We start from the raw sequence: 26332 nt of genomic DNA on the forward strand, positions 1-26332 counted from the left end.
AGGACAAGCACCATGTTCACCAAAATCCTGATCGCCAACCGTGGCGAAATCGCCTGCCGCGTCATTGCCACCGCCAAGAAAATGGGCATCAAGACGGTTGCCGTCTACTCCGATGCCGACAAGGAAGCCCGCCATGTGGCGCTGGCTGACGAGGCCGTCAACATCGGCCCCGCGCCCAGCCGCGAAAGCTACTTGCAGGCCGAGAAAATCATTGCCGCCTGCAAGCAAACCGGCGCACAGGCCGTGCACCCCGGTTATGGCTTCTTGAGCGAGAACGAAGCGTTTGCCAAGCGCTGCGAGGACGAAGGTATTGCCTTCATCGGGCCCAAGGCGCACTCCATTGCCGCCATGGGCGACAAGATTGCCTCCAAGAAGTTGGCCAATGAGGCCAAGGTCAACACCATCCCCGGCTACAACGATGCCATCAGCGGCCCGGAGCAGGCGGTGGAGATTGCCAAGGGCATTGGCTACCCCGTGATGATCAAGGCGTCTGCGGGCGGCGGCGGCAAGGGCCTGCGCGTGGCGTTCAACGACAAGGAAGCGTTCGAAGGCTTCTCCAGTTGCCAGAACGAGGCCCGCAACAGCTTCGGCGACGACCGCATCTTCATCGAGAAGTTTGTGCAGGAGCCGCGCCACATCGAGATCCAGGTGCTGGGCGACAGCCACGGCAACGTGATTTACCTGAACGAGCGCGAGTGCTCCATCCAGCGCCGCCACCAGAAGGTGATTGAAGAGGCGCCCAGCCCCTTCATCAGCGACGCCACCCGCAAGGCCATGGGCGAGCAGGCCGTGCAACTGGCCAAGGCCGTGAAGTACCAGAGCGCGGGCACGGTGGAGTTTGTGGTCGGCAAGGACCAGGACTTCTACTTTCTGGAGATGAACACCCGCCTGCAGGTGGAGCATCCGGTGACCGAGTGCATCACCGGGCTGGACCTGGTGGAGCTGATGATCCGCGTGGCCGCTGGCGAAAAGCTGCCCCTGACACAAGCCGACGTGAAGCGCGATGGCTGGGCCATCGAGTGCCGCATCAATGCGGAAGACCCGTTCCGCAACTTTTTGCCCTCCACCGGCCGCCTGGTGCGTTTTGCACCGCCCGAGCAGACCATGTGGCAGAGTGACGTTGAACACCTGCAAGGCGTGCGCGTGGATACCGGCGTGCAGGACGGTGGCGAGATTCCGATGTTCTACGACTCGATGATTGCCAAGCTCATCGTGCACGGTAAGGACCGCAACGACGCGATTGCCAAGATGCGCGAGGCCCTCAACGGCTTTGTGATCCGCGGCGTCTCCAGCAACATCCCGTTCCAGGCGGCGCTGCTGGCCCACCCCAGGTTTGTAAGCGGCGATTTCAACACCGGCTTTATTGCCGAGAACTACGGCAAGGGCTTCTTTGCCGAAGACGTGCCACATGACGATGCCGCGTTCCTGACCGCGCTGGCCGCATTTGTGCGCCGCAAGTCGCGCGAGCGTGCGGCGGGCTTGTCGGGCCAATTGCCCGGATATGCGGTGGACGCGGGCAAAGACTATGTGGTGGTGACGTTGGATGCCGCTGGCAACAACCGCTACACCCCGGTGCATGTGGACGAGTTTGAAGGTGAAACTGGCTCCGCGCAAGTACGGGTGGGCGCGAGCAGCTATGTGATTCGTAGCAAATCACGCCTGAACGACATTGCCATTACTGGCACGGTAAATGGCAAAGCCTTTACCGCCCAGGTGGAGCGCGGCACGCCCAAGAACCCGCTGGCCTTGCGCGTGCAACACAACGGCACGCGCATTGATGCGCTGGTCATGTCCCCGCGCATGGCCGAGCTGCACGCCCTGATGCCGCACAAGGCACCGCCCGACATGAGCCGTTACGTGCTCTCGCCCATGCCCGGCTTGCTGGTGGATGTGGCGGTGGTGCCTGGCCAGAAGGTGCAGGCGGGTGAACGTGTGGCCGTGATCGAAGCCATGAAGATGGAAAACGTGCTGTTCGCCGCCGCCGATGGTGTGGTGGGCAAGGTGCTGGCCGCCAAGGGCGAGAGTCTGTCGGTTGACCAAGCCATCGTGGAGTTCGTATGACAGCAGTGGCTTCCCACCGTCCGTTCAAAGTGCTGGGTATCCAGCAGATCGCCATAGGTGGCCCCGACAAGAAACGCCTGCAGACCCTGTGGGTGGACATGTTGGGGTTGGAGGTCACCGGTACCTTCAAGAGCGAAAAAGAGAATGTGGACGAGGACATCTGCGCCATGGGTATGGGGCCCTACAAGGTGGAGGTTGATCTGATGCAGCCACTGGACCCGGACAAAAAGCCCGCCGTGCACACCACGCCGCTGAACCACGTGGGCCTGTGGATCGACAACCTGCCGGTGGCCGTGGAATGGCTCACCGCCAAGGGCGTGCGCTTTGCCCCCGGCGGCATCCGCAAGGGGGCGGCGGGTTACGACATCACTTTTTTGCATCCCAAAAGCAACGACGAATTTCCGATCGCGGGTGAGGGCGTGCTGATCGAGCTGGTGCAGGCGCCCCCCGAAGTGGTGCGGGCCTTGTCCGCACCGTAGGCGTTTGGTGGCATTAGGACGGGCTTTTGTGGGTTTCTTGGGGTTTGCGATCCCGCCGGTAGGGTTACAGTCAGCCACAGGTGTTTCAATGAAAACACGCCGTTGGTAAGCTGGACGGGGTTGCACCGGTTTTTGCCGGGCCCGCGCTATGGCGCAGACGAGGAGACAACATGAAGCTGGATAAGGTTTTTTCTGCTGGCATTTGGCTGATGCGCCGCATGCGCTTTGGTGTCAAGCTGAGCTTGGTGACGGCGGTCGTGCTGGTGCCTCTGTTCTTCATCGTTGCCGAGCTGATTGCCCGCGAGCGCAATGAAATCGGGACCGTGCGTTCGGAGTTGGCTGGCATAGCCATGGTCGAAAACGCCAGTGCGCTGGTTCGCCAATTGCAAGCCCACCGTGGCCAGACCAACATGGTGTTGTCCGGCAATGCCGCAGCGCAAGGGCCGCGGGACAAGACCCGTGAAACCCTGAAGGTCGCACGGGACCAACTGGATGCCAAGATCAACGCAGGTAGCGGAGCCCGGGCTGCTGTGGAGTGGAAAAACTTGAGGGAACGCGTGGATGCGCTGATCCCCGCTTTGGAGGGCAAGACCGCTCCGGCCAGTTTTGCACTGCATACGGCCTTGATTGAGGATCTGACCCGGTTTGTGTATGGCATTTCCAATGAATCCAGCCTCCTGTTTGATCCCGACCCGGTGACCTATACGCTGATGGATATGGCCGTGTCGCGTCTGATTCCCTGGACGGAGCAGGTCGGTCGGTTGCGGGGTCAAGGCGCGGGCCTGCTGAGCCAGCCGACTCTGGACGAAAGCGGAGCGATCCGGGTGTTGACCCAACTGGACGCACTGGATGCGTGGGCGCTGAATGTGCGATATGCCCAGACGCTGATATCGGAGATGGGGGTGAAAGACCCGCTAAGTGAAAAGGCCCTGGAGGCCAGCGCCAGTTTCTCCAAGCTGGCGCGTGAACGGTTTGCTGCCGGTGCTGCAACCGGCGAGTCGCAAACCTATTTCAACGCGGGTACCCAAACCATCGAAGCCATTGCGGCTTACCAGGCCTCTGCCGTGGCGGGCGTTCACACGTTGTTGCAACAGCGCTTGGACCGTACCTTGACGGTTTTGTGGGGCACCGTGGCGGTGAGTACCTTGACCGTGTTGGCCCTGCTGTATTTCATGATGTCCTTCAATTTCAGTTTTTTGCAGGATTTGCGGGAGGTGCTGCGCTTCATGGAAGAGACGGCAGCCGGCAACTTGCGCCACAAAGTGCAGATCCGTGGCAAGGACGAGCTCTCCGACATGTCGCATTCCATGGATGTGATGGTGAACAATATCTCGGTCATGGTGGCCAGCGTGCGCAGCAACTCGGCACTGGTTGCGAATTCCGGTGATGTCCTGGTCAGTGGCAATGAAGCCTTGTCGGGCCGAACGGAGCAACAGGCCGCCAATCTGGAGGAGACCTCGGCCAGCGTGCAGGAGCTGTCGTCCACCGTGCAGGACAACGCCAACACCGCCCAGAAATCGGACCAGGCGGCCCAGGCCGTGCGGGGAGTGGCGGAACAGGGGGCGCAGGGCATGGTGGAGGCGATTGCCTCCGTGGAGGCCATTGAGGCCAGCACCAAGCGCATGGACGAAATCGTCGGTGTGATTGATGGCCTGGCCTTTCAGACCAACATCCTGGCACTGAATGCGGCGGTGGAAGCTGCACGGGCTGGCGAATCGGGCCGTGGTTTTGCGGTGGTGGCGACCGAAGTCCGCTCACTGGCACAACGTTCTGCCGCATCGGCCAAAGAGATTCGTACGCTGATTGGAGCCTCCACCGCCCAGGTGGCCAGCGGGGTGGCCCAGATCCGCGCCGCTGGAGCCAACATCACGCGCATTGTGGACGGTGTGCGTGATGTGGCCGCCAATATGTCGCACATCTCGGCGTCCAGTGCCGAGCAGAGCAACAGCCTGTCCGAAATCACCATGGCCATTCGCCAGCTCGATGAGATCACCCAACAGAATGCCGCCATGGTGGAGCAGGCCGTCAACCAGGCCACTGCCCTGCAGGAGCGCGCCAGCGTGCTGTCCGAGGCGGTGTCGGTGTTCAAGTTGCAGCAGGGGTCGGCCGACGAGGCCCGCGCCTTGGTGGAGCGTGCCCTGTTACTGCGCCGTGGATCGGGCAGCCGCGACGCGTTTGTGCGTGAAGTCACGCCCAAGGAAAGCGGGCTGTTTGACCGCGATATGTACGTGTTTGTGCTGGACCGCAACGGCCAGTACCTGGCCTTTGGTGGCAACCCTGCCAAGGTGGGCACCCGTGTGCAGGATGTACCAGGCATCGACGGCAATACCCTGGTGGCCTCCATCGTCGGGCAGGCCGCTGTGGCCCCAGGTTGGGTGGAGTACGACATCGTTAACCCGCTCAACGGCAAGGTGCAGACCAAGATGTCGTATGTGGTGCAGGTGGACGACGTCTACGTGGGCTGCGGTGTCTATAAAAACCTGATGGCCATGCAGTAGGCGTGCTTCGGCGCTGGCGGTTGGCCGGTGCCGCTTAACCGGCGCCGCCGGGCTTGGCCCGCGCACGGGCCCGCGCCAGTGCGGCTTCGATCACCGCACGCTTTTGGTCCAGCACCACCGGGTCGGTGTGCTGGGAGTGGGCCGGCAGGTCCGCCAGTTTCATTTCTGCTTTCTGCTGCTGGCGTTGTGCGTGCTCGGTTTCTTCGCGCGTGCGGCGGTTTTGGCGTGCGCTGTAACGTGTGCGCGCCTCGTCGGCCAGGGCCTGGGGCCAGGCGCTCCAGCCGGTTGTTGTCGCCGTCACGTTCTCCAGCAGAATGCAATCCACCGGGCACACTGGCAGGCACAGCTCGCAGCCGGTGCAGTACTGCTCCAGCACGGTGTGCATGCGCTTGTTGCTGCCGATGATGGCGTCGGTCGGGCAGGCGTCCAGGCACAGGGTGCAGCCTATGCACCAGGCTTCGTCAATGAAGGCGACGCTGCGCGGCCCTTCCACACCAAACGCGGGATCCAGCGGCTGCACAGGCTGACCGGTGATGGCCGCCAGGCGCGCAATGCCTGCGGCACCGCCGGGCGGGCACTGGTTGATGCCGGCTTCGCCTGCGGCCATGGCCTGCGCATAGGCCGCGCAATCGGGGTAGCCGCAGCGGGTGCACTGCGTTTGGGGCAGGGCGTCCAGCAGGCGCTGCACCAGGGGCGGTGCAGCTGTCTTGCCGGTGCTCACTTGCTCTGGGTGCTACGCTTGGCTGCTACCTTTTTAGGAGCTGCTGGCGCAGATTTGACGGGGGTTGCAGGCACTTTTTGTGCCAAAACCGGTGCGGGCACCTTGCGGGCGACCTTGGCGGCTGGGGCTGGGGCAGCTGCGCTTGCGGGGGCTGCGCGCGGTGTGGTGCTGACCAAGGCGTGCGCCTTGATAAAAGCCTTGACCTGCGGGTACACATGTTCACGCCAGCGGCGGCCCGAGAAGATGCCGTAGTGGCCGGCACCCTTGGCCTCAAAGTGGCGCTGCTGGCTCTTGGGCACACCGCTGCAGATGTCGTGTACCGCCTCGGTCTGGCCAGCGCCTGAGATGTCGTCCAGTTCGCCTTCTACCGACATCAGCGCAGTGGTCTTGATATCGGCCGGTTGCACACGCTCCAGCTTGCCTTGGGGGTTTTTCACCTCCCAGGTGCCGTTGACCAGCGCAAACTCCTGGAACACAACCTGGATGGTTTCCAGGTAGTAGTCGGCATCCATGTCCAGCACGGCGTTGTACTCGTCGTAGAACTTGCGGTGGGCTTCGGTGCTGGCGTCGTCACCCTTGATCAGGTCCTGAAAGTAGTCGTAGTGGCTCTTGGCGTGGTGGTCGGGGTTCATGGCCACAAAGCCGGTGTGCTGCAAAAAGCCCGGGTAGACGCGGCGGCCCGCACCTGGGAAGTTGCTGGGCACGCGGTAGATCACGTTGTTCTCGAACCAGCTGTGGCTCTTGTTCATGGCCAGGTTGTTCACCGCCGTGGGGGACTTGCGGGCGTCAATCGGGCCGCCCATCATGGTCATGGTGAGTGGCGTGGTTTCGCCACGGCTGGCCATGAGGGATACCGCGGCCAGCACCGGCACGGTAGGCTGGCACACGCTCATCACATGGCAGTTGCCATACACACCCTGCACGTGGCGGATGAACTCCTGCACGTAGTTCACATAGTCGTCCAGGTGGAATTCGCCGTCTGCCAGCGGCACCAGGCGGGCGTTTTTCCAGTCCGTGATGTAGACCTTGTGATCCTTCAGCATGGTCTTGACGGTGTCACGCAAGAGTGTGGCGTAGTGGCCCGAGAGCGGCGCCACGATCAGCACCACAGGCTGGCCCTTGATCTTGTCCAGGGTCGCGGTGTCGTCGGTGAAGCGCTTGAAGCGGCGCAGCTCGCAGAAGGGCTTGTTGATTTCCACGCGCTCGTGGATGGCCACGTCCACACCATCCACATCAATCGTGCGCAGGCCGAATTCGGGCTTTTCGTAGTCCTTGCCCAGTCGGTGCATCAGGTCATAGCCGGCCGACAGGCGCTGCGCGAAGGGGTTCTGTCCCACGACGGACAGCGGGTTGCTATAGAGCTTGGCAGCGGCCAGTGCCAGGTCAGAAAACGGCTCCATCAAGGAGCGTTGGGTTTCGTAAAGCTGGTACAGCATGGGGGAACCTTAGGAAAATGTTGCAGTGCAATATAACAGCAATGGACTTAATACCGGTTGCCTGATTTGACAATCGCACGCACGGCATTGCGGCTGTGGGCACCGAAATTGCCCATCACTTCGTTCACCAGGCCCTGCAGGCGTGCCCGCCGCGTCGGGTCCTGGGCCAGCAGATCAGGCAACAAGTGCATGGTCGCATCCTGGGGCTGCAAGTCAATCAGGGCTTCTGCCACCCATTCTGGTGGCAGTGTTTCCAGCAGGGTGCGCTGTGCGTTGTCGGCCAGCGCGGCGCTTTGGGCGGCTACCACGGCACGCAGGTAGCGGTCATTCCATTCGGGGTAGCTGCTGTCTTTGTCCTGGGTTTGCAGGGCTTTGTAACTTTGTGGCAGCAATTGGGTTTGCAGGGCATCCAGCAGCAGGCGCTGGTTGGTGATGGCGCGGATACGTGTGTTGCGTGGGCCCTGCAGCCCCATGCGGGCCAAGGTGTTGTAGGCCAGCAGTTTGGCATTGGATTCGCCGGGCGCCAGGCGTGCGTGGTAGGGCTGGGTCAGGCTTTGCAGGTAGTGCAGGGCCAGGCCGGCAAAACGCCAACCCCAGTAGTCGTGCCCGGTTCGCAGGGCCAGCGCGGACAGGCTGGAGTACTGGTAGTAACGCGCCTGCACCATGGAGCGCTTGGCCCAGGGTGCCACGGTGTAGAGCATGCGGTCCTCAAAGAAGAAGCCCATGCCAAATGGGGTTTGGGAGGCTGCTGCCGAGCCGGGGTTGCCAAAGGGTTGGGTTCCCAGCCCCCACTGTTTGCCCCAGCCCGTGGGGCTGTCTTCCCACACAAAGGTGTCCAGCCCATAGTCGGGCTCATCCGTTGCGGTAGCCAGTACTGCCAGAGGGCTCACCAGTTCGCCGGGTTTGAGGGGGACAAAACGCTTATGGGCGTGGATGCTGCCGTGGTGAGGCGGGACGCTGCTGACGTCCGTGAGTCCCAAGGTGGCGTTGCCGTTGGCAGCGCTATCGCTGCTCTTGGTATCGGGCTCCATGAACAGCATGAACTTGCTGTTGGGGGCGACGCGAAGGGCGGTGAGAAATGCCTGCCGACGTGCCTCGTCGCTGCGCTGCTGGTTGGCTACGAAGGCCAGCGTATCGGGCAGGGCCGGGTACAACTCCACGGTGGCCGTGGCCCAAGCCTCCTGGCTGGCCAGCAGTGCTTCCAGCGTTTGCTCTTGGGCGCGCAAAAAGCTGTCCAGGGACTCCACCACCGCCCGCGGGGCCTGGCTGAGCTCTGGCAAACCCTCCAGTGCCCGGTAGCTGGCCTGGGTGTGGGTGCCACCCGCCCAGGCTGCCGCGCTGACCACGCACCATGCCAGTGTCAGGCAGAGGGTGTGCAGTCGGGTCAGTCGGCGTTTGCTATGCATTTAATAGCTGCTTGCGCATACTCTATGCGGGCTAGCAGCATATTTGGCGTAGATCAAATGACCTTGGCGATGGCAGCGCACACGTAGTCAATGTTTTTGCTGTTCAGCGCGGCCACACACATGCGGCCGGTGTCGGTGCCGTAGACGCCGAACTCGCTGCGCAGGCGCACCATCTGGTCCTTGGAGAGGCCGGAGTAGCTGAACATGCCGATCTGGGTGGTGATGAAGGACATGTCCTGCTTCACACCGGCGGCCTTCAGGCCGTCGACCAGCTTCTGGCGCATGGCCTTGATGCGCACGCGCATCTCGCCCAGTTCCTTTTCCCACAGGGCGCGCAACTCGGGGTTGTTCAACACCGCGGCCACCACAGCACCACCGTGGGTGGGTGGGTTGGAGTAGTTGGTGCGGATGACGATCTTGAGCTGGCTCAGCACACGGCCGGCTTCTTCCTTGTCCTTGCACAGCACGGACAGGCCGCCCACGCGCTCGCCGTAGAGGCTGAAGCTCTTGGAGAAGGAGGTGGACACAAAGAAGCTCAGGCCGGCGGCCACAAACTTGGCGATCACGGCGCCGTCTTCGGCGATGCCGTAGCCAAAGCCTTGGTAGGCCATGTCCAGGAATGGTGTCAGGTTCTTCGCCTTCACCACCGCAATGACCTGGTCCCACTGTTCGGGTGTGATGTCATAGCCGGTGGGGTTGTGGCAGCAAGCGTGCAGCACAACCACGGTGCCGGCAGCTGCGGCGTTCAGGCTGGCCAGGTAGCCTTCAAAGTTCACGCCACCCTTGCCACCGTTGGCCGCTGCGTCAAAGTACGCATAGGTACCGACTTCAAAACCGGCGTTGGTGAACAGGGCGCGGTGGTTTTCCCAGCTGGGGTCGGATATCAGCACCTTGGCGGTGGGGTTGAGCTTCTTCAGGAAGTCGGCGCCAATCTTCAGGCCGCCGGTGCCGCCAATGGCTTGCACGGTAGCCACGCGGCCGGAGGTGACGGGTTCGCTGTCAGCGCCAAACACAAGGCCCTTGACGGCGTTGTCGTAGGCCACGATGCCGTCGATGGGCAGGTAGCCGCGTGCGGTGGGCTTGTCCATCATGGTTTTCTCGGCGGCTTGCACACACTGCAGCAGGGGCAGCTTGCCGTTGTCGTCGAAATACACGCCCACGCCCAGGTTCACTTTGTTGGGGTTGGTGTCAGCGTTGAATTGTTCGTTCAGACCCAGGATCGGGTCGCGGGGAGCCATTTCGACGGCGGAGAAAAGAGACATGGAAAAGTCCTGTGATTGGAATGTCGTGGGGGTACCCGTTCCGCGGCCTGCGATTCGGGTAATCCCTATTTTACCGGGCACCGCGCTGGTGCCTTTTCTGGGTGCTTAACGCGCCAGGCCCCGTGCCAGTGCACGCGTGAGCTCGGCCGCTGGCACATTGCGGCATTGCGAGGCGTTTTGTCCGCTCCAAAGCGGAGAAAAATCGGTGCTGCCTTGGCGCTCGGCGCGTGCGCGCAGCGGGGCGATGGCTCCGGTGGCCAGCGGAAAGGCGGGGGCCGCGGGACTCAACGGCCCCAGCTCGCGCATCAACCGGTTCATGATGCCGCGCGCCGGGCGGCCGGTGAACAGCGTGGTGAGCGCTGTATGACGCGCGGCGGGGCTTTGTAGTACCGCACGGTGAAGGGCCGAGGTGGTGGCTTCGGGGCAGCACATATAGGCGGTGCCAACCTGCACGGCAGAGGCACCCAATGCCATGGCTGCCGCCACGCCACCTGCGTCGGCAATGCCACCCGCAGCAATCACCGGCACGGTCACGGCCTGCACGATCTGCGGCAGCAGGGCCATGGTGCCGACTTGGGTGCTTAGGTCATCGCTGAGAAAGATGCCGCGGTGGCCACCGGCTTCCAGTCCCTGGGCAATGATGGCGTCAGCGCCGTGGGCCTGCAGCCAGAGGGCTTCGTCCACGGTGGTAGCGGATGCCAGTACCAGGCTGCCCCAGCGTTTGACACGCGCCAGCAGGGCTGCAGCAGGCAGTCCGAAATGGAAGCTCACCACGGCGGGCTTGAAGGCTTCGACCACGTTGGCCACCTCGTCGCTAAAGGGCGCGCGGCCGGGCCCAGGGGCGATGTCTGCCAATGAGAGTCCCAGTTCGTCGTAATAGGGCCGCAAGGCTTGCTGCCAGGCTGATTCACGCGCAGGGTCGGGTGTGGGCGGTGTGTGGCAAAAAAAGTTGACGTTGTAGGGCTTGTCGGTCAGCGCCGTGAGCTGCGTGAGTTCGGTGCGCAGAGCATCTAGGCTCAGCATGGCGGCAGGTATGGAGCCCAGGCCGCCTGCATGGCACACGGCGGCGGCCAATGCATGGCCTTGCACGCCCGCCATGGGGGCCTGGATCAAGGGGAGGGCGGTGCCCAGGAACGAGGGGTTTGGCATGGTGGGGTCCTGCAGATGCGTGGTCTAGTCTACAGTTCTACCTTTGCCCCTTTTGATCCCGCCGCCATGTCCTCCCGCCAGCCTACCCCCGCAGTCACCGACGACGCCGAACAGGTGCGCACCGGCACTTTTGTGCACTACCCGGATTCGCCCTACGAGCTGTACCAGCCCTACCCTCCGGCAGGGGACCAGCCCGAAGCGATTGACCAGTTGGTGGAGGGGGTGACGGATGGCGAGGTGTTCCAAACCCTGCTGGGCGTGACCGGCTCGGGCAAGACCTTCACCATGGCCAATGTGATTGCCCGCCTGGGCCGCCCGGCCATTGTGTTTGCGCCCAACAAGACGCTGGCCGCACAGCTGTACAGCGAGTTCCGCGAGTTTTTTCCCAAGAACGCCGTGGAGTACTTTGTCAGCTACTACGACTACTACCAGCCCGAAGCCTATGTGCCGCAGCGCGACCTGTTCATCGAGAAAGACAGCGCGATCAACGAGCACATCGAGCAGATGCGCCTGAGTTGTACCAAGAGCCTGCTGGAGCGGCGCGATGTGGTGATTGTGGCCACCGTCTCGGCCATTTACGGTATCGGCAAGCCTGAGAGTTACCACCAGATGGTGATGACGTTGCGCACCGGCGACAAGCTGGGCCAGCGCGACATGATTGCTCAGCTGGTGCGCATGCAGTACCAGCGCAACGACATGGATTTCAGCCGCGGTGCCTTCCGCGTGCGCGGCGACACCATCGACATCTTTCCCGCCGAACACTCCGAGATGGCGATCCGTGTGGAGTTGTTTGACGATGAGATTGAAAGTCTGCAACTGTTTGACCCCTTGACCGGACGTATCCGCCAGAAGATCCCGCGTTTCACCGTCTACCCCAGCAGCCACTATGTGACACCGCGCGACCAGGTGCTGGCCGCGGTGGAAACCATCAAGACGGAGTTGTCGGACCGGCTCAAGGAGTTTGTCGGCATGGGCAAGCTGGTGGAAGCCCAGCGGCTGGAGCAGCGCACGCGCTTTGACCTGGAAATGCTGAGCGAAGTGGGGCACTGCAAGGGCATTGAGAACTACTCGCGCCACCTGAGTGGTACCGAGCCGGGTGAGCCACCGTCCACGCTGACTGACTACCTGCCCAAAGACGCGGTGATGTTTCTGGACGAAAGTCACGTGCTGATCGGCCAGTTTGGTGGCATGTACAACGGCGACCGGGCGCGCAAGACCACGTTGGTGGAATACGGATTTCGCCTGCCCAGCGCGCTGGACAACCGGCCGCTGAAGTTTGAGGAGTTCGAGACCAAGATGCGCCAGGCCATCTTTGTGTCGGCCACACCAGCGCAGTGGGAAAAAGACCATGCGGGCAAGGTGGTGGAGCAGTTGGTGCGGCCCACCGGCCTGGTCGACCCCGAGGTAGAGGTGCGCCCGGCCGGCAGCCAGGTGGACGATGTGCTGCAGGAAATCCGCATCCGCGTGGAAAAAAACGAACGCGTGCTCATCACTACGCTGACCAAGCGCATGGCGGAGCAGCTGACCGACTATCTGACCGACAACGGCGTGAAGGTGCGCTACCTGCACAGCGATGTGGACACCGTGGAGCGTGTGGAAATCCTGCGCGACCTGCGTCTGGGCACCTTTGATGTGCTGGTGGGCATCAACCTGCTACGTGAGGGCTTGGATATTCCCGAGGTGTCGCTGGTGGCGATTCTGGACGCGGACAAGGAAGGCTTTTTACGCTCCGAACGATCGCTGATCCAGACCATAGGCCGCGCCGCGCGCAACCTGGAGGGCCGCGCGATTCTGTATGCCGACAAGATCACGGATTCGATGGAACGGGCGATTGGCGAGACTGAGCGCCGTCGCAAGAAACAGATTGCCCACAACCTGGAGCGCGGAATTACCCCCAAGGCCATCGTCAAGAAGGTGCGCGACTTGATCGATGGCGTCTACAGCGAGAAGGCCGGCAAGGAGGCGGAACGCCTGGAGCGCGATGCGCAGCAACGTGCGCAGGTGGAGGACATGAGCGAGAAGGATGTTTCCCGCGAAATCAAGCGCCTGGAAAAGCTCATGATGGAACACGCCCGCAACCTGGAGTTTGAAAAAGCAGCGCGGGTGCGCGACCAACTGCACATCCTCAAGGAGCAGGCCTTTGGTGCCCCCGGGGCTGACAACGTGGTGATTTTGTAAAGTTGATTAAAACTATCGGGTTAATAGACTGAGCAGTCTGCTTACCCGAGCGGATTGAAGGGTCGTGTGCTATACTTGAGTCGGTTAGTCAACAACCCCCGACTGAAGGAGCAAGCGATGCGTCTCACCACCAAAGGCCGTTTTGCGGTCACCGCGATGATCGATTTGGGCCTGCGCCAGAGCTCGGGTCCCGTGACATTGGCGGCTATCAGCCAGCGCCAGCAGATCTCTCTTTCATATCTGGAGCAGTTGTTCGGCAAACTTCGCCGCCATGAACTGGTCGAGTCTACCCGTGGGCCCGGGGGTGGGTATACCCTCGCTCGCAAGGCCAGCGACATCACGGTGGCAGAGATCATTGTGTCGGTGGACGAGCCCATCGACGCCACGCAATGCGGTGGCAAGGAAAATTGTTTGGGTGAGGGGAATCGCTGCATGACCCACGATCTGTGGGCCTCCCTGAATACCCGCATGGTGGAGTTTCTGGACTCCGTGACCCTGCAAAAGCTGGTCGATGACCAGTTGGCCAAAGGCCTGCAAGTGGAGGACAAGCCCACGATCAAGCGCGCCATCTCGGCCATGCCTGTGGTCAAGCCCATCCGTGTGAATGCGCCCAACTCGGTCTTTGCCTTGGGCAACGCCTTCTCCAAATCCTGATCCCGTTTTACTTTTTTAGCCAGCATCGAGCCAGCCATGGACACCACTCCCCACTTTCCCATCTACATGGACTACAGCGCCACCAACCCTTGCGATGAGCGGGTGGTGGATGCCATGGTGCCTTGGTTGCGTAATCATTTTGGTAATCCGGCTTCACGCAGTCACGCCTGGGGTTGGGAGGCAGAGGCTGCTGTGGAAAAGGCACGTGAACAAGTTGCTGCGCTGATTGGTGCAGATCCGCGCGAGATCGTCTGGACCTCGGGTGCGACGGAGTCCAACAACCTGGCCTTGAAGGGCGCCGCGCACTTTTACCAGTCCAAGGGCAAGCACCTGATCACGGTCAAAACCGAACACAAGGCGGTGCTGGACACTTGCCGCGAGCTGGAGCGCCAGGGCTTCGAAGTTACCTATCTGGATGTGCAGGCTGACGGCCTGGTGGACCTGGAAGCCTTCAAGGCTGCGATCCGCCCGGACACCATTCTGGCCAGCGTGATGTTCGTGAACAATGAAATCGGTGTGATCCAGGACATTGCCGCCATTGGCGCCATTTGCCGCGAAAAAGGTGTGATCTTCCATGTGGACGCCGCCCAGGCTACCGGCCGGGTGGATATCGACATGGCCACGCTGCCGGTCGATTTGATGAGCCTGACCTCGCACAAGACCTATGGTCCCAAGGGCATTGGTGCACTGTTTGTGCGCCGCAAGCCCCGCATCCGCCTGGAAGCGCAGATGCACGGTGGTGGCCACGAGCGTGGCATGCGCAGCGGCACCTTGCCCACACACCAAATCGTCGGCATGGGCGAGGCCTACCGCATCGCCAAGGAAGAAATGCATGCCGAGAACATCCGCATCCAAGCCCTGCATGACCGCATGCTGGCGGGCTTGAAGGATGTGGAGCAGGTGTTCATCAACGGACACGAATCCAAGCGCGTGCCACACAACCTGAACATGAGCTTCAACTATGTGGAAGGCGAGTCGCTGATCATGGGCATCAAGGGCTTGGCCGTGTCGTCGGGGTCCGCTTGTACATCGGCATCGCTGGAACCCAGTTATGTGCTGCGTGCACTGGGCCGCAGCGACGAGCTGGCGCACAGCAGCCTGCGCATGACCATTGGTCGCTGGACCACCGAAGCCGATATTGACTACGCCGTGGACACCATCAAGAAAAACGTGGCCAAGTTGCGTGATTTGAGCCCGCTGTGGGACATGTACAAAGAAGGCATTGATATCAGCACCATCCAGTGGGCTGCGCACTAAGAGTTATTGAAGCTTAAGAGGTAACCCAAATGGCATATTCAGACAAAGTCGTTGATCACTACGAAAATCCCCGCAACGTTGGTAGCTTTGAAAAAGGCGATGACAGCGTGGGCACCGGTATGGTGGGTGCACCTGCCTGCGGTGACGTGATGAAGCTGCAGATCAAGGTCAACCCGCAAACTGGCGTGATTGAAGATGCGCGCTTTAAGACCTACGGCTGTGGTTCGGCCATTGCGTCCAGCTCGCTGGTGACCGAATGGGTCAAAGGCAAGACGCTGGACGAAGCGGCCGCCCTGAAAAATAGCCAAATCGCCGAAGAGCTGGCTCTGCCACCGGTGAAGATCCACTGCTCCATCCTGGCTGAAGACGCCATCAAGGCAGCCGTGGACGACTACAAGAAAAAACACCTTAACTAATCCCAACTGATCAAAACATGACAGTTACTCTCACCGAGGCCGCAGCGCGGCACGTGACCCGTTACCTGACCAAACGTGGCAAGGGCGTGGGCGTGCGTCTAGGCGTCAAAACCACAGGTTGCTCTGGTCTGGCCTATCAGCTGGAGTACGTGGATGAGTTGTCGCCCGAAGACATCGTGTTTGAAGGTTTTGGTGTGAAGGTGCTGGTCGACCCCAAAAGTCTGGCCTACATCGACGGCACGCAGCTGGACTTTGTGCGCGAAGGGTTGAACGAAGGGTTTCGCTTCAACAACCCCAATGAGCGCGACAAGTGTGGTTGTGGTGAATCGTTCCGCGTGTGAACCTGCAGGCCGATGATTTCGAACTGTTTGGTCTGACCCGGCAGTTCGCGCAAGACCGTGCAGCACTGGATGTCCGCTGGAAGGCGTTACAGCGCGAAGCCCACCCCGACAAATTTGCTGCTCAGGGCGCAGCTGCCCAGCGCGTCGCCATGCAGTGGTCGGTGCGCATCAACGAGGCCTACCAGCGCCTGAAAGATCCGCTCAAGCGCGCAGCCTATCTGTGCGAGTTGGCTGGTGCACCCGTGAATGCCCATAGCAATACGGCCATGCCTGCGGCGTTTCTGATGCAGCAGATGGAGTGGCGTGAGGCCTTGGACGACGCGGATGCCGTGCCTGCACTGGAGCTATTGCAGTCGGAGGTGGGTGCCGCTCGCGCGCAATTGCTGCAACAATGTGCCACGCTGCTGGACCAGCAGCACGACGTCGTTGCGGCCGTGGGCTCAGTGCGGGCCCTGATGTTTATCGAAAAATTCACCCAAGACCTGCACCAGCGCTTGGACCAGTTTGAATAATTACCGCCATGGCGCTTTTACAAATTTCTGAACCCGGGCAATCGCCTAACCCGCACGAGCGCCGCATTGCTGTAGGCATTGACCTGGGTACCACGCATTCGTTGGTGGCTGCGGTGCGCAACGGCACGGCAGAATGTCTGCCCGACGCGGATGGCAAGGTTATCTTGCCAAGCGTGGTGCGCTATCTGGATGCGCAGCGTCGCCAGATTGGGGCTGCCGCACTGGAGCATCAGGCCAGCGACCCCGGCAATACCATTGCCTCGGTCAAGCGCCTGATGGGCCGCGGTATCCAGGACATTGCCCACCCCGAGAAGTTGCCGTATGCGTTGCTGGACGTTCCAGGCATGGTCAAGGTACGCACGATTGCTGGCGATAAAAGTCCGGTAGAGGTCAGTGCCGAGATTCTGGCCACCTTGCGTTTCCGTGCCGAAGACACTTTCAACGACGATATTTACGGTGCCGTGGTGACGGTGCCGGCATATTTTGACGATGCGCAGCGCCAGGCGACCAAAGATGCGGCGCAATTGGCCGGTCTGAACGTGTTGCGCCTGATCAACGAGCCTACAGCCGCCGCCATTGCCTATGGTTTGGACAACGCCTCTGAAGGCGTGTACGCCGTGTACGACCTGGGTGGCGGGACCTTCGATATCTCCATCCTGCGCCTGTCCGCGGGCGTGTTCGAGGTGCTGGCCACCGGAGGCGACTCGGCTTTGGGCGGCGACGACTACGACCGGGCGTTGGCGGATTGGCTTTTGCAAGAAGCCGGCTTGAGTGCGGACACCGCGGAAGACCAAGCCCTGCTGATGGCGGAGGCGCGCAGTGCCAAGGAGGCGCTGTCAGCAGAGGATATCGTGACCGCCGAAGTGGACCTGTCGAGCGGGGGGCTGGATGTCTCTTTGAATCGTGACCAGTTTGAGCAGCTGACAGCACCGCTGACCGCCCGCACCTTGCAGGCCGTGCGCAAGGCCTTGCGCGATGCGGCCCTGCAGAAGGACGATATCCAGGGCGTGGTGATGGTGGGAGGCTCCACCCGGATGCCACAGGTGCGCCGCTTGGTGGGCGAGTTCTTTGGCCAAGAGCCTTTGACCAATCTGAACCCCGATGAAGTGGTGGCCCTGGGTGCTTCGATCCAGGCCAACCAGCTGGCAGGCAACAACCCTTCTGGCGACTTGCTATTGCTGGATGTGATTCCCCTGTCCCTGGGCATTGAGACCATGGGCGGGCTGGTGGAGCGCATCGTGCCGCGCAACCAGACCATTCCTACCGCCATGGCGCAGGATTTCACGACTTACAAGGATGGCCAGACCGCGTTGGCTTTGCACGTGGTGCAGGGCGAGCGCGACCTGGTGGCCGACTGCCGCAGCTTGGCTCGTTTTGAGTTGCGTGGCATTCCACCCATGGCGGCTGGGGCTGCGCGCATCCGCGTGACCTTCACCGTGGATGCGGATGGGCTGCTCAGCGTATCGGCCAAAGAACAGGTCAGTGGCGTCGAGGCGCGCATTGATGTCAAGCCCTCTTATGGCTTGAGCGACGACCAGATCGCGCAGATGTTGAAAGACAGCTTTACCACGGCCGAGGCGGACATGCGCGCACGCGCCTTGGTGGAGGCCCGTGTCGATGCTGATCGCCTGCTGCTGGCCACACAAAGCGCACTGGGCGTGGACGGCGACTTGTTGGGTGCTGATGAGCGCGGCGCTGTGGATGCCGCCCTGCACGCGCTGGACACCGCCCGTGGCAGCGACGATGCGGCGTTTATCGAAGCCCAATCCAAAGCCTTGGCCCAGGCCACCGAAGCCTTTGCCGCGCTGCGCATGAACCGCGGTATCGCGCAGGCGCTGGCCGGCAAGAATATTGAAACCCTCTGACCCCGCGCGGGAAGAAGCACCATGCCTATCATCAAAATCCTGCCACACGCCGAGTACTGCCCTCAGGGGGCCGAGGTCTCGGCACCCGCGGGTACCTCCATTTGCGAAGCCTTGCTGGAAAACGGCATCAATATCGAGCATGCCTGCGACATGAGTTGCGCCTGCACCACCTGCCATGTGGTGGTGCGCGAAGGCTTTGCCTCCCTGAACGATCTGGAGGAGACCGAAGAGGACCTGCTGGACCGGGCCTGGGGCCTGCAGCCACAGTCGCGCTTGAGTTGCCAGGCTTTTTTGGCGCAAAAAGACCTGGTGGTGGAAATTCCCAAGTACTCGCTAAACCACGCCAAAGAGAATCACTGACGTTATGACGCGCCAAATCTTCCTGGACACGGAGACCACGGGTTTCTATGCCAACCATCCTGACCATCCGGATCGCATGGTGGAAATTGGCTGTGTAGAGTTGGTGAACCGCAAGCTCACTGGCAATAACCTGCATTTCTATCTGAATCCCGGGCGAGACAGCGACGAAGGGGCGCTGCGTGTGCACGGGCTGACCACCCAGTTCCTGAGCGACAAACCCAGGTTTGAAGAGATCGCGCAGCAATTGGTCGACTACGTGGCCGATGCTGAAATCATCATCCACAACGCACCCTTCGACTTGGGCTTTCTGGACATGGAGCTTGCGCGCGCTGGCCACCGGCCCTTCAAGGAGTATGCGGCGGGGGTACTGGACACCTTGGTGATGGCCAAGGAGATGTTCCCTGGCAAGCGCAACAGCCTGGATGCCCTGTGCAGTCGCCTGGACGTGGACAATTCGGGCCGCACACTGCACGGCGCCTTGCTGGACGCCGAGCTGTTGGCCGATGTTTACATCAACATGACGCGGGGGCAGGATGCCCTGCTGATGGAAACGGCGGTGGTGGACACCGCCGGCCCGGTGCTGGAGCGTGTGGATTTGCATGGCATCGTCTTGCCTACATTGCATGCCAATGCCCAAGAGTTGGCTGCGCATGACGAGGTTTTGACCCAACTCGACAAATCGAGTGGTGGAAAAACGCTTTGGCGGCAAATGACCTGAAAAATTGGTATATAATTTGAGGCTTACCTGATCAGTAGTCAGGGCGATTAGCTCAGGGGTAGAGCACTGCATTCACACTGCAGGGGTCGCAAGTTCGAAACTTGCATCGCCCACCAAATACAAAAGGCCAGCGCAATGCGCTGGCCTTTTTCTTTGGGCGCACCAAACTCAGTTGACCGAGTTTTGTGTGAGGTAGTTCAGCACCAGCTTGTCGTTTTGGCTGGAGCCTTGGAAGGCCAGGCCGGCAAAGAAGTGGTCTTGTCCGACCGGGCGGTTGTGGTGGCAAATCTTGCCACGCAGTTGTAGCTGGACCGGATGGCCGTCCACAGTGACATCCATGACCAGGTCCACCAGTTCTCCAATCGTCCCCAGCGGATCAGGGGTGCGGACCATGGCGCCCTCGGTGCTGATGTCCACCAAGTCCACCAAGCGCGCACAGATGTCTGGCGCTGCGCTTGCGGGCCGGGCCGTGGTGGGCCACGACACTTTGGTACGCATGGATTGGCGCACGCGCCTGGCGTCTACCTGCGCCGGGTAGGCCAGCAGTGCGTAGGCAAACGGTTTTTCAAAGGTTTGCAGCACCTTGCTGAGGAAAGAAAACTCGTACTGCCCGGTGAAGCCGCGCACCACACACACTTCGCCTTCTTCCATGCCGGTCTGGGTGGCATCCGCACTTTGCGGGCCCACCATCACGCCTTTGCCCTCAATTGCGCCAAAAAATTGCGCTTCTTTTTTGCTGGCGCCTTCCACCAGGCGCCGGGTTTGCAGCGACATGCCGGAGCGCAGCCCCAAGGTCTTGAGTGGCATGCGAAGGATGGTGTCGGTGTCGGTCTGGGTGCTCATGGGCGAGGGGGCTGCTCAGGGGGTGGGCAGGGCCTGGGCCCAGCGGATGATGGTGTCGGCCATGGGGGCCGTAGCTTTGGGGGCCTTGATGTCGCCCACAAGCACGTGCTGGCCTTTGGACTCACTGTAGTCCACCGCCTGCATCTGCTTGGTGGCGGAGCCCATGCGGGCAAAGGCGGCTTTGGTCTGCGCGGGCTCCACGGTCTGGTCTTTTTCGCTGTACAGCACCAGCAGTGGTGAGCGGAAGGCAGCGAGTTCACTCTCGCGCACGCCTTTGACCAGCGCCATCATGGGGAAGAGGGCGCGTGTGGGGTAGATGTTGGTCCAGGCGCCATCTTCGGCTTCGCTCTCGGCGGGGCCACCCCGGGTTTCGCCCTGCAGGGCAAAGGCAATCTGCTGGCCCCACGGGCCGTTGATGATTTCTGCGCGCGGGTCTTTGGGGCCAAAGTTGGGCGATACGAACACGTGGCCTGCCACTTGCGCGTTGTGGCCATTCGTGCCCAACCAGGTGGCCAGGGTGGAGCCTGTGGAGCAGCTGATGACCAACACCTTGTCGCCCAGGGTCTGGCCGATGCGCAACGCTTCCTGGGCGTCGGCCAGCCAGTCTTGCACCGTGGCTTCGCCCATGGCCGGGCCAGGGCGTCCATGGCCAGTGAGGCGGGTGTAAAAGGTATTGGCCCCCAGTGCCTTGGCCACCAGGTCGGTCATGGGCGCGGTCTCGAGTCGGCTGGCAGAGTATCCGTGGATATAGACCACCGCCCAGGGCGTGCGCTGGCCGGAGGCGCCGGCCCAGACGATGCGCTTGTCGTTGTTGGGCTTGATGTCGGGGACGGCTGCTTCGCTCTTGCGCACCCAGTCGTCCAACTGGGCAATCTCTTGTGGGGCTTGTGCCCGTGCGCTAGGGGTGTTGGGGCCGAAGGCGTTGCGCGGCCCTGCCAGGAACACCACTACGGCGAGCACCACCACGGCGGCCAGTGCGGCCAGAACGCGGAACCAGGTTTTGCGGAACAGCGGGCGGGCGCCAGCGGTAGGGGCGTTTGTCACAAGAGTCTCCCTCGATCGATTGAGGCTGCGCCAAGTCACCGGATTTGGACCCCGGCACAGCGGTATTTCCGGGCTTGGGGCCGCGGTTTATCGATAAGATGGTACACCGCCCGATACCTTTTTTTGCAACCTATGGAAGCCGCGCAATGAACCCGTGCAAGCCCTTTGATGGACGTGTCCTTGTGAGTGCAGGGGTGCTGGTGTTGGGACTCAGCGCATGTGCGGATCTCAGCAACTTGGTGGTCCAACTGGGCTCCAGTCGGCCCTCGGCCATCTTGCAGGTGCAGGGCCAGCGCCTGGACGGCACCGTGACCCTGAGCCCCGACCGAACGGGCACCTTGAGTGCCACCGCCGGCTACGGGGAGCCCCGCAGCTGCCTGGGGCCGCTGCGCTTTACCTCCTCCACCCAGGGCGAGGTAGACCTGCGTTGCAACGATGGCACAGCTGCGGTTCTGAAATTCAGCCTGTTGACGGCGGTAAAGGGTTATGCCTACGGTGCCAGCCACAAGGGCCCGGTGGCGCTGACGTTTGGCATGATGGATGACGAGGCCGGGGCCTATCTGCAAGCCCCCCCCGTGGTGGCGGCCCCGTGAGCGCCAGCGTGGAGCGCGTGGACTGCGCGGTGGTGGGTGCCGGTGTGGTGGGGCTGGCTGTGGCCCGCGCACTGGCCCAGACTGGGCGTGAGGTGCTGGTGCTGGAGGCCTGCGACGCCTTTGGCACCCAAACCAGTGCACGCAACAGCGAGGTCATCCATGCCGGTATTTACTACGCCGCAGGTTCGCTCAAAGCACAGCTGTGTGTGCGTGGCAAGCAGATGCTGTACGACTACTGCGCCGAGCGCGGCTTGCCGCACCAGCGCTGCGGCAAGTTCATTGTGGCGACCGATGCTGCGCAGCTTGCGCAGTTGCAGGGTATCCAGGCCAAAGCGGCAGCCAATGGGGTGCGTGATCTGGTGCTGCTGGACGCGGCCCAGGCCCGTGCCGCCGAGCCGCAGCTGCAGTGCCTGGCCGCTTTGCATTCGCCCTCTACCGGCATTGTGGACAGCCATGCGCTCATGCTGTCCCTGTTGGGGGACCTGGAGCGTGCAGGCGGTGTTTTGGCATTAAATTCACCCTTGGCCCGCGCCAATATTGCGCAAGAAGCTATTGATTTGATAGCAATGGATGGTACGCAGTTGCGAGCCACAACGGTGGTGAACGCTGCCGGTCTGCAGGCACCGGCCCTGGCCACGCGTTTTGCCGGGCTGGCGCCGCAGCATGTGCCACAAGCGCATTTTGCCAAGGGCAACTACTTCACGCTGGCCGGGCGCAGCCCGTTCTCACGCCTGATCTACCCGGTGCCCGAGGCCGCAGGCCTGGGTGTGCACCTCACCATCGACCTAGGTGGCCAGGCCCGCTTTGGTCCTGATGTGCAGTGGGTGGACGACCCGCAGGATCTGGCAGTGGACCCGGCGCGCGGCGATGCCTTTTATGCCGAAGTGCGCAAGTACTGGCCCGCACTGCCCGATGGCGCATTGTTGCCAGCCTACGCCGGCATGCGCCCCAAGATCCATGGCCCGAGCGCGCCCACCTCGGACTTTGTGATCCAGGGGGCGGCGGTGCATGGGGTGCCGGGGGTGGTGAATTTGTTCGGCATTGAGTCGCCGGGTTTGACCAGTGCACTGGCCATTGCCGAACATGTGCTGCACCAGCTGCAAATGCCCTGATGCCTATTTGGAGAAGGACGCTCTTTGTGAACCTCGTGAAACCCTTTGCCCTGTGTGCCGGCGTGTTGCTCTGTGGCATGGTCTTGACCGGCTGTGCTGCCGCACCCGAAACCCTGGGCCCGCTGCGCAAAGAAACCCTGCAGGTATTGACCCAGAAGATGGAGCTGTTGACGGTGAATGCGGGCCAGCCAGGTAAGGTGTTGCAGCGCACCGCCGTGACTGGCCTGCCCGCGGGCGAGGCCGTGGTCGGCATGGACTACCGCATTGCCAAAGGCGTGCTGTTTGTGTTGAGCAGTGCAGGGCGCCTGTATACGCTGGACGTGCCCACGGGGGCGCTCAAACCGGTGGGGAGTGGTACCGGTGTCGCGCTGCGGGGGCAGTGGTTTGGCGTGGATTTCAATCCTGTGGCGGACCGCGTGCGTGTGGTGGGTAACACGGGCCAAAACATCCGTTTGCACCCCGATACCGGCGCCTTGGCCGCCACCGACCCGGCACCGGCCTATGCTGCAGGCGATGCGCGCGCGGGCACTACGCCCGAACTGGTGGCCGCAGGCTACACCTACAACAAGACCGATGAGAAGCTCACCACCAATTACGCCATTGACCGCAACGGTGGCTACCTGGTCACCCAGGGTTCGCGCGAGGGCGTGCAGCCCGTGGTGTCCTTCAACACCGGGCTACTGTTCACCGTGGGGGCGCTGGGTATTGCCGACATGGTGGACGCCCAAATGGACATTGCCGACGTGACCGGCGCGGCGTTGGTGGCGGTGACGACCAAGTCGCAATCCTCGTCGCGTCTCTACAACCTGGACCTGACCAGCGGCAAAGCCACGCTGCTGGGCCCGGTGGGCGACGGTAGCCGTGTGATCGGGATGGCGGTAGAGCCCTGACTGCTATGAAATAAGGAGCTGTTCGCGCAATATCCACGGGCGCTAGAGGCTTATTTCTTCATATTTTTGATGGCCTGGGCGGCGCCTTTTACCAGTCCGGGGCCTTGGTAGATCAGCCCGGTGTAGATCTGCACCACGTCGGCTCCCGCGTTGATTTTGCTGACCGCATCGGCCGCGCTCATGATGCCGCCCACGCCGATGATGGGGAAATCCTTGCCCAGCGCCGCACGCAGCTGGCGAATCACGGCATTGCTCTTCTCCAGCACCGGTGCGCCCGACAGGCCGCCGGTTTCCTCCGCATGCGGCATGCCTTTGACGGCCTCGCGCGACAGCGTGGTGTTGGTACCGATCACGCCCCAGGCGTTGTTCACCTTGCCGGCGCTGTCCGTGCCGTAGCGTTCGAGCGTGGCGGCAATCACGGCCACCTGGTCGGCTTCCAGATCGGGGGCGATCTTCAGGAAGATGGGTTTGCGTTGGCCGTGTTTCTGGGCCAGCTGTTCGCGGCGCTCGGCAATCGCGCCCAGCAGCGCGTCCAGCGCCTCGTCGCTCTGCAGGCTGCGCAGGTTCTTGGTGTTGGGGCTGGAGATGTTGACGGTGATGTAGTCCGCGTGCGGGTAGACACCGTCCAGGCAGATCAGGTAATCGCCGGTGGCTTTTTCAATCGGCGTGGCGGCGTTTTTGCCAATATTCAGGCCCAGCAGCAGCGACGGGGTTTTGCTCTGGCGCAGGGCAGAGCGCTGCACGTTGGCAATGAAGGCGTCCAGCCCGCCGTTGTTGAAGCCCAAGCGGTTGATGAGTGCATGGGCCGCAGGCAGGCGGAACATGCGCGGCTTGGGGTTGCCGGGCTGGGCCAGCGGCGTGACCGTGCCGACTTCCACAAAACCAAAGCCCATGGCGCCCAGACCGTCGATGCAGCGGGCGTTTTTGTCCAGGCCGGCGGCCATGCCCATGCGGTTGGGGAACTTCAGGCCGGCCAGGGTGATGGGGTCGTCTACCCGGCTGTTGCAATAGGCCAGCTTGAGCGGGTTGCCCTGGCTGGCGGCCAAGCCCGCCATGGTGATGTCGTGGGCGACTTCGGGGTCCAGATTGAACAAAACGCTGCGGGCGAGGGCGTAGGGCACCAGAGACATCGGATAATTCCTGCTTTCAGATTTCAACTCCTTTGATTGTCCCTTATGAGCACACCCGCACTGACCCAAGACGAACTCAAAACCCTGGTGGGCCAGGCTGCGCTGCAGTATGTGGTGCCCGGCGAGATTGTGGGCGTGGGCACCGGCTCCACGGTCAACAAGTTCATCGACGCGCTGGCCACCATCAAGGACCAGATCAAAGGCGCCGTGTCCAGCTCCGTGGCCAGCACCGAGCGCCTGCAAGCGCTGGGCATTACTGTGTTTGACAGCAATGAGGTGGACAAGCTTTCGGTTTACATCGACGGCGCTGACGAGATCGACGGCGCGGGCAACATGGTCAAGGGCGGCGGCGCAGCCCTGACGCGCGAGAAGATCGTGGCGGCGCAGAGCGCCAAGTTTGTGTGTATTGCCGACGAGTCCAAGCTGGTGAAGACGCTGGGTGCCTTCCCGCTGCCCGTGGAAGTGATTCCCATGGCCACGCAGCGCGTCATCGCCCAGTTTGCCGCCAAGGGCGGCGTGGGCAAGGTGCGCCAGAAGGACGGCAAGCCGCTGGTGACTGACAACGGCCAGTGGATTGTCGACGTGACTGGCCTGCAGATTGCTGACCCGCTGGCCTTTGAAGCCGAAGTGAGCCAGTGGCCTGGCGTGGTGACGGTGGGCGTGTTTGCCTTCCAGCGTGCCCAGGTGTGCCTGCTGGGCACCGCCAGCGGCGTGAAGACGCTAACGTTCTAAGCTTGGGCGGCTGGAGCCGTCATCATGCGCTCCACATAGCGCGCGATCAGGTCAATCTCCAGGTTCACCTTTTTGCCCACGGCCAGCGTGTGCAGCGCCGTGTTTTCTACCGTGTGCGGAATCAGGTTGATGCTGACCTCGCAGCCAGCCGCAACATCCGCGATGCGGTTCACGGTCAGGCTCACACCGTTGATGGTGATGGAGCCCTTGTAGGCCAGGTATTTGCCCAGCGCTGCGGGCGCCAGCACGCGCAGCTCCCAGCTCTCGCCCACTTGCGCAAAGTGGCTGACCTGCCCAATTCCATCGACGTGGCCCGACACCAGGTGGCCACCCAGGCGGTCATGTGCGCGTAGCGCTTTTTCCAGGTTGATGGGGCCTAGCGCGTCCAGACCGGCAGTCTTGTCCAGTGATTCGGCAGAGATGTCGATGGTGAACTGACCTTGGGCCACATGGAAGGTGGTGACCGTCATGCAGGCGCCGTTCAGCGCAATGCTGTCGCCCAAGCCCACGTCGTCCAGGTAGCCGGCGGGCGCCTGGATGGTGAGGCGCTTGCCATGGGTTGCAGAGTCGCCCAGAGCCTGGACGTCGGAAATGCGGCCTACGCCGGTGATGATGCCTGTGAACATGGCCACATTTTCGCAGGGAAAGGGCAGGGGACCGGTCCCCTGCTCGGCA

The 26332-nt window shown here is 62.1% G+C and carries 25 protein-coding genes and 1 tRNA gene; 17 read left to right on the top strand and 9 right to left on the bottom strand.

Features of this window, described 5'->3' with window-relative positions:
- Positions 1-12 precede the first annotated feature (12 nt).
- The 3 genes from AC3WS7_RS00405 (at position 13) to AC3WS7_RS00415 (ending at position 5038) form a co-directional block, all read left to right on the top strand.
- Positions 13-2061 carry an acetyl-CoA carboxylase biotin carboxylase subunit gene (locus tag AC3WS7_RS00405; protein ID WP_296471099.1) on the top strand — a complete coding sequence of 683 codons (2049 nt, stop codon included), beginning with the start codon at positions 13-15 and terminating at the stop codon, positions 2059-2061.
- On the top strand, positions 2058-2540 hold the full coding sequence (locus tag AC3WS7_RS00410) for a VOC family protein (RefSeq protein WP_492654988.1): 483 nt from the start codon (positions 2058-2060) through the stop codon (positions 2538-2540). Before AC3WS7_RS00405 ends, AC3WS7_RS00410 begins: the two co-directional genes overlap by 4 nt.
- Positions 2541-2710: 170 nt before the next feature.
- Positions 2711-5038 (top strand): methyl-accepting chemotaxis protein, encoded by a 2328-nt coding sequence (locus AC3WS7_RS00415; protein ID WP_492654989.1) that lies wholly within the window; start codon positions 2711-2713, stop codon positions 5036-5038.
- Between the two features lie 34 nt (positions 5039-5072).
- Here AC3WS7_RS00415 and rsxB read toward each other — a convergent pair whose 3' ends face one another.
- From rsxB to AC3WS7_RS00440, 5 genes are all read right to left on the bottom strand, one after another.
- A complete protein-coding gene (rsxB, locus tag AC3WS7_RS00420) occupies positions 5073-5759 on the bottom strand; it encodes an electron transport complex subunit RsxB (RefSeq protein WP_492654990.1) in 687 nt (228 codons plus the stop codon).
- Positions 5756-7195 carry a polyhydroxyalkanoate depolymerase gene (locus tag AC3WS7_RS00425; RefSeq protein ID WP_492654991.1) on the bottom strand — a complete coding sequence of 480 codons (1440 nt, stop codon included), beginning with the start codon at positions 7193-7195 and terminating at the stop codon, positions 5756-5758. Before AC3WS7_RS00425 ends, rsxB begins: the two co-directional genes overlap by 4 nt.
- Positions 7196-7242: 47 nt before the next feature.
- Positions 7243-8601 (bottom strand): hypothetical protein, encoded by a 1359-nt coding sequence (locus AC3WS7_RS00430; RefSeq protein WP_492654992.1) that lies wholly within the window; start codon positions 8599-8601, stop codon positions 7243-7245.
- 53 nt (positions 8602-8654) lie between these two features.
- On the bottom strand, positions 8655-9863 hold the full coding sequence (locus AC3WS7_RS00435; protein WP_492654993.1) for an amino acid aminotransferase: 1209 nt from the start codon (positions 9861-9863) through the stop codon (positions 8655-8657).
- A gap of 105 nt (positions 9864-9968) precedes the next feature.
- A complete protein-coding gene (locus AC3WS7_RS00440) occupies positions 9969-11012 on the bottom strand; it encodes an NAD(P)H-dependent flavin oxidoreductase (RefSeq protein WP_492654994.1) in 1044 nt (347 codons plus the stop codon).
- A gap of 66 nt (positions 11013-11078) precedes the next feature.
- On the opposite strand from AC3WS7_RS00440, the gene uvrB reads away from it, so the two are divergent.
- The 10 genes from uvrB to AC3WS7_RS00490 all read left to right on the top strand — a co-directional run bounded on the left by uvrB (position 11079) and on the right by AC3WS7_RS00490 (position 19429).
- Positions 11079-13190 carry an excinuclease ABC subunit UvrB gene (gene uvrB / locus AC3WS7_RS00445; RefSeq protein ID WP_492654995.1) on the top strand — a complete coding sequence of 704 codons (2112 nt, stop codon included), beginning with the start codon at positions 11079-11081 and terminating at the stop codon, positions 13188-13190.
- 117 nt (positions 13191-13307) lie between these two features.
- Positions 13308-13844 (top strand): Fe-S cluster assembly transcriptional regulator IscR, encoded by a 537-nt coding sequence (iscR, locus tag AC3WS7_RS00450; RefSeq protein ID WP_296471076.1) that lies wholly within the window; start codon positions 13308-13310, stop codon positions 13842-13844.
- Positions 13845-13880: 36 nt separating this feature from the next.
- Entirely contained in the window at positions 13881-15101 is a 1221-nt protein-coding gene (locus AC3WS7_RS00455) for an IscS subfamily cysteine desulfurase (RefSeq protein WP_296471074.1), read from the top strand.
- Positions 15102-15130: 29 nt separating this feature from the next.
- The gene (gene iscU / locus AC3WS7_RS00460) at positions 15131-15517 is read left to right on the top strand and encodes a Fe-S cluster assembly scaffold IscU (RefSeq protein WP_094478757.1); all 387 of its coding nucleotides are present in this window, start codon (positions 15131-15133) and stop codon (positions 15515-15517) included.
- A 17-nt stretch (positions 15518-15534) separates the two neighbouring features.
- Positions 15535-15858 (top strand): iron-sulfur cluster assembly protein IscA, encoded by a 324-nt coding sequence (iscA, locus tag AC3WS7_RS00465; RefSeq protein ID WP_296471071.1) that lies wholly within the window; start codon positions 15535-15537, stop codon positions 15856-15858.
- Positions 15855-16370 carry a Fe-S protein assembly co-chaperone HscB gene (gene hscB, locus AC3WS7_RS00470; protein ID WP_296471068.1) on the top strand — a complete coding sequence of 172 codons (516 nt, stop codon included), beginning with the start codon at positions 15855-15857 and terminating at the stop codon, positions 16368-16370. The genes iscA and hscB overlap by 4 nt, the downstream gene beginning before the upstream one ends.
- Positions 16371-16378: 8 nt before the next feature.
- Positions 16379-18235 (top strand): Fe-S protein assembly chaperone HscA, encoded by a 1857-nt coding sequence (hscA, locus tag AC3WS7_RS00475; RefSeq protein ID WP_492654996.1) that lies wholly within the window; start codon positions 16379-16381, stop codon positions 18233-18235.
- Positions 18236-18256: 21 nt separating this feature from the next.
- The gene (gene fdx / locus AC3WS7_RS00480; RefSeq protein WP_296471060.1) at positions 18257-18595 is read left to right on the top strand and encodes an ISC system 2Fe-2S type ferredoxin; all 339 of its coding nucleotides are present in this window, start codon (positions 18257-18259) and stop codon (positions 18593-18595) included.
- Between the two features lie 4 nt (positions 18596-18599).
- A complete protein-coding gene (gene dnaQ / locus AC3WS7_RS00485) occupies positions 18600-19313 on the top strand; it encodes a DNA polymerase III subunit epsilon (protein WP_296471057.1) in 714 nt (237 codons plus the stop codon).
- Between the two features lie 41 nt (positions 19314-19354).
- Positions 19355-19429: transfer RNA gene (locus AC3WS7_RS00490), tRNA-Val, on the top strand.
- A 52-nt stretch (positions 19430-19481) separates the two neighbouring features.
- Here the strand turns inward: AC3WS7_RS00490 and AC3WS7_RS00495 are convergent.
- Both AC3WS7_RS00495 and AC3WS7_RS00500 read right to left on the bottom strand, forming a co-directional pair.
- Positions 19482-20156: a PilZ domain-containing protein gene (locus AC3WS7_RS00495; protein WP_492654997.1), complete on the bottom strand. Its 675-nt coding sequence runs from the start codon at positions 20154-20156 to the stop codon at positions 19482-19484.
- A 15-nt stretch (positions 20157-20171) separates the two neighbouring features.
- On the bottom strand, positions 20172-21200 hold the full coding sequence (locus tag AC3WS7_RS00500) for an alpha/beta hydrolase (RefSeq protein WP_492654998.1): 1029 nt from the start codon (positions 21198-21200) through the stop codon (positions 20172-20174).
- 146 nt (positions 21201-21346) lie between these two features.
- Between AC3WS7_RS00500 and AC3WS7_RS00505 the strand changes: the two genes are divergently transcribed.
- From AC3WS7_RS00505 to AC3WS7_RS00515, 3 genes are read left to right on the top strand one after another with little or no spacing between them, the layout of a single operon-like run.
- Positions 21347-21793: a hypothetical protein gene (locus AC3WS7_RS00505; RefSeq protein ID WP_492654999.1), complete on the top strand. Its 447-nt coding sequence runs from the start codon at positions 21347-21349 to the stop codon at positions 21791-21793.
- An 8-nt stretch (positions 21794-21801) separates the two neighbouring features.
- Positions 21802-22905 carry an NAD(P)/FAD-dependent oxidoreductase gene (locus AC3WS7_RS00510; protein WP_492655546.1) on the top strand — a complete coding sequence of 368 codons (1104 nt, stop codon included), beginning with the start codon at positions 21802-21804 and terminating at the stop codon, positions 22903-22905.
- A gap of 26 nt (positions 22906-22931) precedes the next feature.
- Entirely contained in the window at positions 22932-23795 is an 864-nt protein-coding gene (locus AC3WS7_RS00515) for a DUF4394 domain-containing protein (RefSeq protein WP_492655000.1), read from the top strand.
- 50 nt (positions 23796-23845) lie between these two features.
- Here AC3WS7_RS00515 and AC3WS7_RS00520 read toward each other — a convergent pair whose 3' ends face one another.
- Positions 23846-24925: a quinone-dependent dihydroorotate dehydrogenase gene (locus AC3WS7_RS00520; protein ID WP_492655001.1), complete on the bottom strand. Its 1080-nt coding sequence runs from the start codon at positions 24923-24925 to the stop codon at positions 23846-23848.
- 45 nt (positions 24926-24970) lie between these two features.
- Between AC3WS7_RS00520 and rpiA the strand changes: the two genes are divergently transcribed.
- Positions 24971-25657: a ribose-5-phosphate isomerase RpiA gene (rpiA, locus tag AC3WS7_RS00525; protein ID WP_492655002.1), complete on the top strand. Its 687-nt coding sequence runs from the start codon at positions 24971-24973 to the stop codon at positions 25655-25657.
- Here the strand turns inward: rpiA and AC3WS7_RS00530 are convergent.
- Positions 25654-26283 carry a riboflavin synthase gene (locus tag AC3WS7_RS00530; protein ID WP_296471040.1) on the bottom strand — a complete coding sequence of 210 codons (630 nt, stop codon included), beginning with the start codon at positions 26281-26283 and terminating at the stop codon, positions 25654-25656. The genes rpiA and AC3WS7_RS00530 overlap by 4 nt on opposite strands.
- Positions 26284-26332: the final 49 nt, after the last annotated feature.

Source organism: Rhodoferax sp. EU05-FHT12H12, assembly GCF_058791215.1.

Coding starts and splice junctions, on each gene's coding strand:
- AC3WS7_RS00405 (WP_296471099.1), top strand. CDS start 13: ATGTTCACCAAAATCCTGATCGCCAACCGTGGCGAAATCGCCTGCCGC.
- AC3WS7_RS00410 (WP_492654988.1), top strand. CDS start 2,058: ATGACAGCAGTGGCTTCCCACCGTCCGTTCAAAGTGCTGGGTATCCAG.
- AC3WS7_RS00415 (WP_492654989.1), top strand. CDS start 2,711: ATGAAGCTGGATAAGGTTTTTTCTGCTGGCATTTGGCTGATGCGCCGC.
- AC3WS7_RS00425 (WP_492654991.1), bottom strand. CDS start 7,195: ATGCTGTACCAGCTTTACGAAACCCAACGCTCCTTGATGGAGCCGTTT.
- AC3WS7_RS00430 (WP_492654992.1), bottom strand. CDS start 8,601: ATGCATAGCAAACGCCGACTGACCCGACTGCACACCCTCTGCCTGACA.
- AC3WS7_RS00435 (WP_492654993.1), bottom strand. CDS start 9,863: ATGTCTCTTTTCTCCGCCGTCGAAATGGCTCCCCGCGACCCGATCCTG.
- AC3WS7_RS00440 (WP_492654994.1), bottom strand. CDS start 11,012: ATGCCAAACCCCTCGTTCCTGGGCACCGCCCTCCCCTTGATCCAGGCC.
- uvrB (WP_492654995.1), top strand. CDS start 11,079: ATGTCCTCCCGCCAGCCTACCCCCGCAGTCACCGACGACGCCGAACAG.
- iscR (WP_296471076.1), top strand. CDS start 13,308: ATGCGTCTCACCACCAAAGGCCGTTTTGCGGTCACCGCGATGATCGAT.
- AC3WS7_RS00455 (WP_296471074.1), top strand. CDS start 13,881: ATGGACACCACTCCCCACTTTCCCATCTACATGGACTACAGCGCCACC.
- iscU (WP_094478757.1), top strand. CDS start 15,131: ATGGCATATTCAGACAAAGTCGTTGATCACTACGAAAATCCCCGCAAC.
- iscA (WP_296471071.1), top strand. CDS start 15,535: ATGACAGTTACTCTCACCGAGGCCGCAGCGCGGCACGTGACCCGTTAC.
- hscA (WP_492654996.1), top strand. CDS start 16,379: ATGGCGCTTTTACAAATTTCTGAACCCGGGCAATCGCCTAACCCGCAC.
- fdx (WP_296471060.1), top strand. CDS start 18,257: ATGCCTATCATCAAAATCCTGCCACACGCCGAGTACTGCCCTCAGGGG.
- dnaQ (WP_296471057.1), top strand. CDS start 18,600: ATGACGCGCCAAATCTTCCTGGACACGGAGACCACGGGTTTCTATGCC.
- AC3WS7_RS00495 (WP_492654997.1), bottom strand. CDS start 20,156: ATGAGCACCCAGACCGACACCGACACCATCCTTCGCATGCCACTCAAG.
- AC3WS7_RS00505 (WP_492654999.1), top strand. CDS start 21,347: ATGAACCCGTGCAAGCCCTTTGATGGACGTGTCCTTGTGAGTGCAGGG.
- AC3WS7_RS00520 (WP_492655001.1), bottom strand. CDS start 24,925: ATGTCTCTGGTGCCCTACGCCCTCGCCCGCAGCGTTTTGTTCAATCTG.
- rpiA (WP_492655002.1), top strand. CDS start 24,971: ATGAGCACACCCGCACTGACCCAAGACGAACTCAAAACCCTGGTGGGC.
- AC3WS7_RS00530 (WP_296471040.1), bottom strand. CDS start 26,283: ATGTTCACAGGCATCATCACCGGCGTAGGCCGCATTTCCGACGTCCAG.